Genomic DNA, 12167 nt, shown 5'->3' on the forward strand with positions numbered 1-12167 from the left:
GAGACAATTTGAAAAACGCAGGGGATATAACAATAAAAAGGAAACGACAATGAGCACTTCACCTGACACCGTACCACAATCGGGCAGTCCACCAGATTTAAACCATTCGCCTCATCAACATCAAAAATTCACTGCCCAGCAACAACAAGTCATCAATAAATTATTTCGCCGCCTGATCCTCTTTCTCTTCGTCCTATTTGTCTTTTCTTTTCTCGATCGCATCAATATTGGTTTTGCCGGTTTAACCATGGGCAAAGATCTTGGCCTGACTTCCACCATGTTTGGGCTGGCAGCTACTCTGTTTTATGCCACCTATGTGATTTTCGGCATTCCCAGCAATATCATGCTCGGCATTGTGGGGGCCCGTCGTTGGATTGCGATCATTATGGTGTTATGGGGCATTGCTTCAACAGCGACGATGTTTGCAACCGGCCCCACCAGCCTGTATATCCTGCGTATGCTGGTAGGCATTGCGGAAGCGGGCTTTTTGCCGGGAATTCTGGTTTACCTGACTTATTGGTTTCCAGCCTATTACCGCGCCCGCGCCAATGCCCTGTTTATGATAGCCATGCCTGTAACCATGGCATTCGGCTCTCTGATTTCCGGTTATATTCTGGAAATGGACGGCATCTGGAACCTGCATGGCTGGCAGTGGTTGTTTTTACTGGAAGGCTTTCCCTCTGTTTTGCTTGGCTTCTTGGTGTGGTTCTATCTGGTTGACTCTCCGGATAAAGCCAAATGGCTCACCCGTGAGGATAAGCAATGCCTTCGGGAAATGATGGAAAATGACAGGCTTTCTCCGGCACAGGCCAATGATCTCCCCGAGCAAAAAGTCAGTTTATGGCGTGAAGTTTTTACCCCAATCGTCCTGATGTATACCTTCGCTTATTTTTGCCTGACTAACACCCTGAGCGCCATTAACATCTGGACGCCCCAGATCATGCAAAGTTTTAATCAGGGCAGCAGCCACGTAGTTATTGGTATTCTCACAGCCATTCCGCAATTTTGCACAATCTTAGGCATGATTTACTGGAGCCGGCGCTCTGACCGCCTGCAAGAGCGCAAAATGCACATAACCCTTCCCTATCTGTTTGCGGCCGCAGGCTGGATTTTAACTTCCCTGACCGATAACAGCATGGTGCAACTGCTGGGGATCATCATGGCTTCAACCGGATCGTTTACAGCCATGGCTGTCTTTTGGACAACGCCGGATCAATCCATCAGCTTGCGTGCCCGTGCAGTCGGAATTGCGGTGATCAATGCAACGGGAAATATCGGATCTGCTGTCAGCCCCCTGTTGATCGGCTGGTTGAAAGATCTGACCGGCAGCTTTAATGCGGGACTCTATTTTATCGCAGGTTTGTTGATCATCGGTGCTTTAGTGGTTTATGCGATCCCCATGAAGCACACAAGATCACAAAAAACACCGTAACTGGCGAGAAAATACCTTAACCACCAGCAAAATATGGAAAGGAAAAATCGATGTCTGCATCCAATGTTACCAAACCCATAAATGCGACCAAGCCCATTATTGCCAATATCGATATCAGCAAAGATTATGATGAAACACAGGGCTCGGATGATGTTCACTATCAAACTTTCGGTCGTCTGGCTGCATTTTTTGGTCGTGATATGCAGGCACATCGACATGATAATTTCTTCCAATTGCATTATCTGGTGACTGGGCGGATTGAGCTGCAACTAGATGAACAACGCTACTCTGTTCAGGCACCGTTGTTTATCCTGACACCGCCTTCCGTTCCCCATGCTTTTTTTACTCAGGAAGATACTGACGGCCATGTACTGACGATCCGTCAGGAATTGATTACACCATTGCTCAGTTCACTGTATCCCACCCATCGGGAATTAGTTGAAATCCCTGCCATCTGCCTTTCTGTGGCAGATAAATCCGATGAACTGGAAACATTCAATCACTATTGGGCACTGATTCAGCGTGAATCCGTGAACCAATTTGCCGGTCGTGAGCAATCTCTGGCATTTCTGGCCCAATCCTTATTCACTTTTCTATTGCGCAATATTCCCCTTGAAGATCAGCATACTGGCGGGCTACGGGGAGAATTAAAGCTATTCCAGCGTTTTAACCAATTGGTTGATCAACATTTTCACCAACATCTTACCGTGCCGGATTATGCAGAAAAATTAGGCATCACAGAATCACGCCTAAAAGATATGTGCCGACGCTTTGCCAACCGTCCGCCAAAACGGTTAATCTTCGATCGTCAGTTACGGGAAGCAAAACGGTTGCTGCTGTTTAGCGATAGTCCGGTGTTTGAAATAGCCTATCAATTGGGATTTAAAGATCCCGCTTATTTTGCCCGTTTTTTTAATCGACTGGTGGGATGTTCGCCGAGTGTTTGGCGGGAAAGAAATCAATGAGTCACTGAGATATACGCCCGTTTTATGCCACAGAAATTATCTATACTCGTCGTACTTCAAGATGCATTTATACTCTTCGTCTTTCAAGTTGCCTCTTTGTTGGCTGTACTCATTCATCCTAGTCACCTTTTCGATAAACACACGGTTTCTATGCTCTTGGGGATTAATGAAAGACTCCAACCTCTCGACCTTTGCTCAGCCTTTGGCTGGGCAAATTCGTTTCCGACGAATTTGTCACGCGATGCAACTTGAAATCCATTGCGTATAGCCTGGTAAAACGGTTAATCTTCGATCGCCAGCTACGGGAAGCAAATCGAAATCCATAGGGTATAGTGGTAGTCTGAAATTTGAAATCGCCTACCAACTTGAGTTTAAAGACCCTGTTTACTTTGCCCGTTTTTTAATCGATTGGTGGGGTGTTCGCCAAGTGGTTGTCGGGAAATGAATTAATTCTCTTTATCATAGGCAAGTTTAGATATGACATTAACCAGAAATATTTTTTTAGCCAGAAAAGCCATTAATCATGTGAATATTCAGCTCGGTATTGTCTCGCCGAATCAACTTCCTACCCAAACCCCTGAGCAAAGAAATGAGAAAAGTGACCGCAATTACGAGTTACAATGCAGAAGAGGAGCAATTGAACAAAATCTTGTTGGAAATAGACGCTCTGATGACTATTGGAGAAAGTATATTCTTCTTACTAACATAGCGGCCATAGAACTTAAGTTGGGGAATTGTGGAGAGAAAGCAATGCTCGCATTTTCTTATCTTATGACACAGGGAGCGAAACCTATTGATCTATTTGATATCGTTGATACCGATAACGAGGAGCAAAATGGTCATACAATTGTAGTTATTGGTAGAGTTACAGGAAAGGATACAAAAACCACTACATGGAACTACGAATCTGTAATTTGCGATCCATGGGCTAATCAGATCTATCCCTGTAGTCTTTATGGTCAAAAAGCACCATTCGTGGGTAAACTAATCTTACGCTATCGTTATCCACCTAAAACTCATTGGTATAATTCCTGTAATTTATTATAAAAAAGAGAATTGCCATTATTATTGCCGCCACAAAAGCACATCCTTAATCACATTTAAAAGACAAATAAGCAATTTTTAACGAAAAGTACTCGCTAATCTTCTAATTATCTCTTCAATAAAATCTATTTAATGCTTCAATTATTTAAGATAAAGAAACATTAAAGTAACATTTAATTCTCGCACTATTAACAAGGTTAATTAAGGGAATTATGTCAATAATGAGGTAGCCATGAAAATAGAAGATTTGCGAGCCGATCATAAACGCCCTTTTACCAGCAAAGAATATTTGAGTTCACTTCAAGATGGTCGCGAAATTTATATCTATGGTGAACGCGTCAAAGATGTCACAACGCACCCGGCGTTCCGTAATGCAGCGGCTTCAATCGGGCAACTGTATGGTGCCCTTCATCGCTTAGAACTTATAAAGGAAGATCTGCGAAATCTACAATAATCTCAGCGTTGCTTAGTCATATACCCTTCGTCTTTCAAGTTGCATCTTTGTTGGCTACACTCATTCATCCCAGTCACATAGTTATTTGTGCTCCCGGGGATGAATTCCCTTGCCGCCGCGATGCAACTTGAAATTCATTGCGTATAGATATGTCATTAGCCAGAAATATATTACTACAATTCGTAATGAATGTGTCCACTATTACATCAAAATTATTATTCTATATTCCGAATATTTAATCGTATATAAATTGCCCTCTAATTAATTACTATTGATATTTTACTATAAATATATAAAATACCATCTTATCTGGCTCCTAAAAGGTTTTCCCTGTTTAAAAATACCATCTCAGACAAAAAATCAGCAATATTTTTCAATTTTGTGCCAATTTTCGCTCTTGGTATACAAATAACTCTAGGTGATACGCCCAGCACAACTCACTGGAATCACAATAACTATTGCTGGAGTCCTGTTGGGACAAGGATTTTTCCCTACACAATTTATTTCCAATTGATTTCAAGTTGCATCGCGTATAGTCTGGTAAAACGATTAATCTTCGATCGCCAGCTATGAGAAGCGAATAGAAATCCATAAGGTATATTAATAGTCCGAAATTTGAAATAACCTATCGACTTGGATTTAGAGACCCCGCTTATTTCTCCCGTTTTTTAATCGATTGGTGGGGTTTTTGCCGAATGTTTAATGAAAATAAATTAATTCTCCTAATCATAGGAATATATAGATATGTCATTAGCCAGAAATATATTATTAGCTAGAAGAGCCATTAATTATGTGAATAAAGAAATAGGTGTCATGTCTCTGAATAGGGTAAACGTTGAGTCATATGGAGATTTTCTAACTTATGAATATTATAAAGATTCCATGGTTAATATGCGCAACATTATCACTGATACTATTAAAAGGAGGGGGTTTCATCATTTTGTGGATACAGGTGAATTATCAAACAACAATATGTTACATACAATAATGGCTCGCACTGCCTATTCATCTGAATTCCATCTTGGTAATTGTGCAGAAAAAGCCGCCGTTTCTTTCTCTCGCTTAAAATTTTTAGGAGCAAAACCCCTTGATATTTTTTTATTAACTGACGAGCATGAAACAAGAAATAATCACTCATTTGTCGTTATAGGCAGAACGAAAGGCATTCTTCATGATCCCAGCACATGGGATCATGAAGCTACTATTTGTGATGCTTGGACTAATCAAGCTTACCCAAGTTATCTTTACTATGAAAAAATCCCATTAACAGGAACATTAACCTTACGTTATCGATACGACTAATATTCATACTTGAATGACATTAAAATAGAGCAAGCAGAAAACCGAAATTCATCCCTCTTCGTGTACATATAGAATATACAACACGAAGGAGATCACATTTCTGTTATAACCAACCAAAAATCAACGAAAAGTACTCACTAATCTTCTAATTATCTCTTCAATAAAATCTATTTAATGCTTCAATTATTTAAAATAAAGAAACATTAAATTAACATTTAATTCCCATATAAATAACAAGGTCAAATCGGGGATTATGTCAATAATGAGGTAGCCATGAAACTAGAAGATTTGCGTGCAGATGATAAACGTCCATTTACCAGTAAAGAATATCTGAGTTCACTTCAAGATGGCCGCGAAATTTACATCTATGGTGAAAGAGTCAAGGATGTCACAACACATCCGGCGTTCCGCAATGCGGCGGCTTCTGTCGGGCAACTGTATGATGCCCTTCATGCCCCGGAAACTCATGATGTACTCTGCTGGAATACCGATACCGGCAATGGTGGCTATACTCACAAATTTTTCCGTTTCGCCACCAGTTCGGATGACATCCGTCAACAACGCGATGCCATCGCACAGTGGTCACGCCTGAATTATGGCTGGATGGGGCGTTCTCCCGACTACAAGGCCGCGTTTTGTTGTTCATTGGGAGCCTATCCTGAGTATTATGGGCAATTCGCTGACAATGCCCGCCTTTGGTATAAGCGCATTCAAGAAAGCGCTATCTATTTTAATCACGCTATTGTTAACCCTCCCATTGATCGCCACAAACCCGCCGATCAGGTAAAAGATGTTTTTATCCAAATAGAAAAAGAGACAGATGCCGGCATTATTGTCAGTGGCGCTAAAGTTGTCGCAACCAATTCAGCACTGACCCACTATAATTTTATCGGTTTTGGCTCTGCTCAAGTTATGGGGGATAACCCGGATTTTGCCCTGATGTTTGTCGCGCCTATGGATGCCGATGGGGTGAAATTAATCTCCCGCGCATCTTATGAACTCGTGGCCGGAGCTACCGGAGCACCTTTTGATTACCCCCTTTCCAGCCGATTCGATGAAAATGACGCCATTTTGGTAATGGATAAGGTATTAATTCCGTGGGAAAACGTGCTAATTTATCGCGATTTTGACCGCGCCCGTAATTGGGCAGTACAAAGTGGTTTTGCACGCCTGTTTCCAATGCAAGCCTGTGTGCGCCTTGCCGTAAAGCTGGATTTCATCACAGCTCTGTTACAAAAGAGCCTTGAATGTACTGGTGTGGTGGATTTTCGCGGAGTTCAGGCCGATTTGGGTGAAGTTGTCGCATGGCGCAACTTGTTCTGGTCACTGACAGATGCCATGTGGGCTGAAGCCAAGCCGTGGGAAAATGGTGCTTATCTGCCGGATACTCAAGCAATACAAACTTATCGCGTCATGGCTCCAATGGCTTATACAAAAATCAAAAACATTATTGAAAGTAATGTCACCAGCGGTTTGATTTATTTGCCATCCAGTGTACGGGATATGCATAATCCAGAAATCAACAAGTATCTGGAAAAATATGTGCGGGGCTCCAATGGTATTGACCACGTTGAGCGAATTAAGATTTTGAAATTAATGTGGGATGCTATTGGCAGTGAATTTGGTGGTCGTCATGAATTATATGAGATCAACTATGCAGGCAGTCAGGATGAAATTCGACTGCAATGTCTGCGTCATGCACATGGCTCCGGCAATATGAAAAAGATGATGGAATTAGTAGATAACTGCCTTTCAGACTATGATTTAAATGGTTGGACTCAGCCTCATCTACACAATAACCACGATATTAATCTGTTAGATAAGCTGCTGAAATAAATCGGCAGCATGGAGGACTATTATGTCTGTAGAAAATGAACGTAGCTTGCATTTCAGAAATGCGATGGCAAGCCTTTCCGCTGCGGTGAATATCGTTACCACGGACGGCCCCGCCGGACGGAGTGGCATGACTGCAACAGCTGTATGCTCTGTGACAGATACGCCTCCTACTTTAATGGTATGTATCAACCGCAAAAGTACCATGAATGCCATGCTGCAGGACAATCGTCATCTGTGTGTCAATATTTTGAGTCATGAACAAGAGTTGATAGCTCGTCATTTCGCTGGCATGACTGGAATCAGCATGGAAGAACGCTTTAAGCGAAATGTCTGGAATTCAGGGGCATTGGGCCAGCCTTTGTTGAAAGGGACACTTGCCAGCTTGGAAGGGAGTATTGGGCAAGTACAGGAAGTCGGTACTCACTATGTTTATCTGGTAGAAATAAAGCAGATTATCGTTCGCGAAGAGGGGCATGGATTAATTTACTTTAAGCGCGATTTCCATCCAGTCATGGATAAAAGCATGGCAGACTGTGCCTAAAACAACGTTTCATTTAAATCTTTTTAAAACAGCAACCTACTAAAATCCTGCGTAAATAGACACGCCTAATATGAAGGTTCTTTAATCACAGGGCCTTCATCAAAATCAATCAATTATTGTTTCAGAACCCACAATCATCCAATCATGAATAACAAAAATTTAATATATATACCTTATTGATTGAATATCATTACTATTATTATTTTCTTGATTACTTCTCAACCAACAATAAATTAACAAGATTAAATATCATTCAAATTGCTTTAATTGCGAACATACAGCTATCATATTAATATTTTTTGATATTAATTTAGTGAATATTCTTTCAGATCTGGTATTACTTTTTCGTATTAGTGTGATCAATCGTTGAGAAGATACCATTCCAGTATATTAACCTCCCTCGCTTCACGATCACTCTGAAAAAACAAACAAAATCACAACCTGCGCAATACAATATGTTACCAAAATGTTAACAGAGGTATAATCATCTGAAATGTATTGCCTACCAGAATGACAGCTAACAGAGGCATTCACTATGAATAAAGCCGCCCCGGCCGGTTTAATGGATCAACCAAGACCCTTTTTCATGATCTTTTTTGTGGAATTATGGGAGCGCTTTGGTTTCTACGGCGTCCAAGGTATCCTTGCCGTTTATTTCGTAAAACAACTTGGATTTTCAGAAACACAATCATTTATTACTTTTGGTGCATTTACTGCATTAGTCTACGGCCTCATTTCCATCGGCGGCTATGTTGGTGATCATTTATTGGGAACAAAGAGAACTATCGTTCTGGGTGCGATAGTCATGGCAATCGGCTATTTCATGATTGGTCTTTCCATCATGGAGCCTGAATTGATCTTTTATGCATTGGGAACCGTAGCTGTCGGTAATGGCCTTTTCAAAGCCAACCCTGCCAGTTTGTTGGCCAAATGCTACAAACCGCAAGATCCTCGTTTAGACGGTGCATTTACCCTCTTTTACATGTCGATTAACCTTGGCTCCTTAGTATCTCTCTCCATTGCCCCTATCATTGCGGAAAAGTACGGCTATGCTGTTACCTACAATATCTGTGGTATTGGCCTGATTATTGCCCTGCTGGTCTATTTAGCCTGTCGCCGTATGGTCACTAATATTGGTTCAGAGCCGGATCATGCCCCTCTGAACTATATGACCTTGTTTTTAGTTCTAGTGGGTTCAGTGGCGATGGTTGGCATTTGTGCCTGGTTATTGCACAACATCAAAATTGCCAATATCGTGCTCGCCACAATTTCTGTCGTTGTCGTTGCCATTTTCTTCTGGCAGGCATTTAAGCAAGACAAAGTCGGCCGCAATAAAATGTTTGTGGCCTTTATTCTGATGCTTCAGGCTATTGTGTTCTATATCCTGTATAACCAGATGCCGACCTCCCTTAACTTCTTTGCCATCAACAACGTCCACCACCAGATTTTGGGATTTAATGTCAATCCCATCAGCTTTCAGGCCCTGAACCCTTTCTGGATTATCGTTGTCAGCCCCATTCTGGCGTTGGTTTACACCAAACTGGGGGCGAAAGGTAAAGATTTTTCCATGCCAACGAAATTTACTTTCGGCATGTTCCTGTGCTCTCTGGGCTTTCTGACTGCTGCTGCTTCCGGTTTGTTTGCAGATGAAAATGGCATTACATCCCCGTGGTTTATCGTACTGGTCTATTTGTTCCAGAGTGTTGGGGAGTTAATGATTAGTGCGCTTGGGCTGGCAATGGTCGCTGCATTTGTTCCCAGCTACCTGACTGGCTTTATTCTGGGTATGTGGTTCTTGTCACAAGCGGCAGCTTCCATTCTGGGGAGCTATGTAGCTACGTTTACTGCGGCACCAGAAGGTGTGACGAATCCGCTGCAAACCTTACCGCTGTATACCGGGGTGTTTGGTAAAATCGGGCTGGCAACCCTGATAGTCACTATTATCATGGCCATAATGGTACCTTGGCTGAATCGCATTATTAAAAGCGAAACGAAGGCATAATCAGGCCAGTTATTTTTCGTTAAAAACAGTTTTAGTTAAAAACTGTTCTCGGTAAAAAAATTCTCCGTCTATTCCCAAGAGGAATTGGCGGAGAATTTTTTTATAAGGGCCCGTCAGATAGAATTATAAAAAACTATAAATAGGGCCATGAATAACGATTTGATTTACAGCACGTCAACCGCATTCAATTCTTTAAAGGCCTGCTCCAGACGAACAACCATGGAAGCCTGACCTGCACGCAACCAAACGCGTGGATCATAGTATTTCTTGTTAGGCTTGTCTGCCCCTTCTGGGTTACCTAACTGGCCTTGCAAGTAGCCTTCGTTCTTTTTGTAGTAATTCAGGATACCTTCCCACGTTGCCCACTGGGTATCAGTATCGATATTCATTTTCACTACACCATAGCTGACAGCTTCCTGAATCTCTTCTGCTGTAGAGCCGGAACCACCGTGGAAGACGAAATCCAGGCTATTGTGCGGCAGGTTGAATTTCTCAGAAACGTAGTCCTGTGAGTTGCGCAGAATTTTTGGCGTCAGTTTAACGTTACCTGGCTTGTATACGCCGTGAACGTTACCAAAGGAAGCCGCGATAGTGAAACGTGGGCTGATGGCGTTAAGTTTTTCATAAGCATAAGCCACATCTTCTGGTTGAGTGTACAGAGAAGAGCTATCCAGATGTGAATTATCAACGCCGTCTTCTTCACCGCCAGTACAACCTAATTCAATTTCCAGCGTCATGTCGATTTTCGCCATGCGTGCCAGATATTGGCTGCAAATCTCGATGTTTTCTTCCAGAGATTCTTCTGACAGATCGATCATGTGGGAAGAGAACAGTGGCTTGCCTGTTTGTGCGTAATGTTTTTCACCCGCATCCAGCAGGCCATCAATCCAAGGCAACAATTTGCGAGCACAGTGGTCAGTATGCAGGATCACAGGTACACCGTAATGTTCTGCCATCTGATGAACATGATAAGCACCAGAAATGGAACCCAGAATTGCTGCTTGTTGACCTTCAGCTTTCAGTCCCTTGCCTGCAACGAAAGATGCGCCGCCGTTAGAGAACTGGATAATGACCGGAGCACGTACTTTTGCCGCCGTTTCCAACACTGCGTTGATGGAATCAGTACCGACACAGTTAACAGCAGGTAACGCGAAGTTGTTTTCTTTAGCGACAGCAAAGACTTTTTGAACATCATCACCAGTGATGACACCCGGTTTTACGAAATCAAAAATTTTAGACATGTTACGTGGTCCTGTATTGACATTGAACAGGCAGCCTTTGCCGCCTGTTTATAGTTGCAGCAAAGCTTAGTTATTGTTAGCGCGCTCTTCCAGCATGACAACGGCTGGCAGTTTCTTGCCTTCAACAAATTCCAGGAAAGCACCGCCGCCAGTAGAAATGTATGAGATCTTGTCGGCAATTTCGAACAGGTCGATTGCAGCCAAAGTATCACCACCACCTGCAATAGAGAATGCATCACTTTCAGCAATCGCACGGGCAATAATTTCAGTTCCTTTACGGAAATTAGGGAATTCAAAAACACCAACCGGGCCATTCCACAGAATGGTTTTGGCATCTTTCAGGATGGCAGCCAAACGCTCAGCAGATTCGTCACCCAAATCAAGGATTTGCTCTTCGTCTTTGATTTCACTGGTGGATTTCAGTGTCGCTTCCGCAGTTTCAGAGAATTCAGTCGCAACACGAACATCGGTAGGAACTGGGATATTACAGCATTCCAGCAGTTTTTTTGCTTCTGGAATCAAATCGTCTTCATACAGGGAGCGACCAACATTATGCCCTTCTGCGGCAACAAATGTATTGGCAATTCCACCGCCGACGATCAGCTGGTCAGCAATTTTAGACAGTGAGTCAAGCACAGTCAGTTTAGTAGAAACTTTAGATCCACCCACAATCGCCACCATCGGGCGAGCAGGATTACGTAGCGCTTTACCCAGAGCTTCCAGTTCACCAGACAGCAACGGGCCTGCGCAAGCAATCGGGGCAAATTTGGCAACACCGTGAGTTGATGCCTGTGCACGGTGAGCAGTACCAAAGGCATCCATCACATACACATCACACAACGCTGCATATTGCTTCGACAACGTTTCATCGTCTTTTTTCTCACCTTTGTTGAAGCGAACGTTTTCCAATACAACCAATTCGCCTTCCGCCACTTCAATGCCATCCAGATAATTTTTTTCCAGACGAACAGGAGAAGAAATTGCATCTTTCAGATAATCAACGACAGGTTGCAATGAAAACTCTTCGTTGTATTCTCCCTCAGTAGGGCGTCCCAGGTGAGAAGTAACCATGACTTTGGCTCCCTGACTCAACGCAGCCTCAATCGTCGGCAAGGATGCACGGATACGCGCATCAGAAGTAACTTTGCCATCTTTTACAGGCACATTCAGATCAGCACGTATCAGTACGCGTTTACCCGCCAGATCTAAATCAGTCATCTTAATTACAGACATGGTGAATCCTCTCATTGATTCTTCTATAAAATACTTATTCTTCTGCTGTGTCTGTTTATCAATATACCCATCATCTTACAAGTTGCCTCTTTGTTAGCCGCGACGCACCTTGAAATC

Annotated in this window: 9 protein-coding genes and 1 pseudogene; 8 read left to right on the top strand and 2 right to left on the bottom strand. The window is 42.7% G+C overall.

What is annotated here, in order from left to right; translation table 11 throughout:
• Window positions 1–49 precede the first annotated feature (49 nt).
• From hpaX to dtpB, 8 genes and pseudogenes are all read left to right on the top strand, one after another.
• Window positions 50–1432: a 4-hydroxyphenylacetate permease gene (hpaX, locus tag FE392_RS00890; protein WP_319928348.1), complete on the top strand. Its 1383-nt coding sequence runs from the start codon at window positions 50–52 to the stop codon at window positions 1430–1432.
• 50 nt (window positions 1433–1482) lie between these two features.
• Window positions 1483–2397, top strand: a complete 915-nt coding sequence (gene hpaA / locus FE392_RS00895; protein ID WP_319928349.1) for a 4-hydroxyphenylacetate catabolism regulatory protein HpaA — start codon at window positions 1483–1485, stop codon at window positions 2395–2397.
• Between the two features lie 477 nt (window positions 2398–2874).
• On the top strand, window positions 2875–3444 hold the full coding sequence (locus FE392_RS00900) for a hypothetical protein (RefSeq protein ID WP_319928350.1): 570 nt from the start codon (window positions 2875–2877) through the stop codon (window positions 3442–3444).
• A 229-nt stretch (window positions 3445–3673) separates the two neighbouring features.
• A pseudogene (locus FE392_RS00905) lies at window positions 3674–3865 on the top strand (4-hydroxyphenylacetate 3-hydroxylase N-terminal domain-containing protein); the annotation flags it as partial.
• Between the two features lie 774 nt (window positions 3866–4639).
• Window positions 4640–5197, top strand: coding sequence for a hypothetical protein (locus FE392_RS00910; RefSeq protein WP_319928351.1), 558 nt, complete (start codon window positions 4640–4642; stop codon window positions 5195–5197).
• Between the two features lie 273 nt (window positions 5198–5470).
• Window positions 5471–7033 (top strand): 4-hydroxyphenylacetate 3-monooxygenase, oxygenase component, encoded by a 1563-nt coding sequence (gene hpaB, locus FE392_RS00915; RefSeq protein WP_319928352.1) that lies wholly within the window; start codon window positions 5471–5473, stop codon window positions 7031–7033.
• 22 nt (window positions 7034–7055) lie between these two features.
• The gene (hpaC, locus tag FE392_RS00920) at window positions 7056–7574 is read left to right on the top strand and encodes a 4-hydroxyphenylacetate 3-monooxygenase, reductase component (RefSeq protein WP_319928353.1); all 519 of its coding nucleotides are present in this window, start codon (window positions 7056–7058) and stop codon (window positions 7572–7574) included.
• Window positions 7575–8109: 535 nt separating this feature from the next.
• Window positions 8110–9576 carry a dipeptide/tripeptide permease DtpB gene (gene dtpB / locus FE392_RS00925; protein ID WP_319928354.1) on the top strand — a complete coding sequence of 489 codons (1467 nt, stop codon included), beginning with the start codon at window positions 8110–8112 and terminating at the stop codon, window positions 9574–9576.
• 164 nt (window positions 9577–9740) lie between these two features.
• Here dtpB and fbaA read toward each other — a convergent pair whose 3' ends face one another.
• Window positions 9741–10817, bottom strand: a complete 1077-nt coding sequence (gene fbaA, locus FE392_RS00930) for a class II fructose-bisphosphate aldolase (RefSeq protein WP_319928355.1) — start codon at window positions 10815–10817, stop codon at window positions 9741–9743.
• Between the two features lie 66 nt (window positions 10818–10883).
• Window positions 10884–12050 (bottom strand): phosphoglycerate kinase, encoded by a 1167-nt coding sequence (gene pgk, locus FE392_RS00935; RefSeq protein ID WP_319928356.1) that lies wholly within the window; start codon window positions 12048–12050, stop codon window positions 10884–10886.
• Window positions 12051–12167: the final 117 nt, after the last annotated feature.

It is taken from the genome of Xenorhabdus santafensis (assembly GCF_033949405.1).
In the GTDB taxonomy this organism is placed as follows: Bacteria; Pseudomonadota; Gammaproteobacteria; order Enterobacterales; family Enterobacteriaceae; genus Xenorhabdus; species Xenorhabdus santafensis.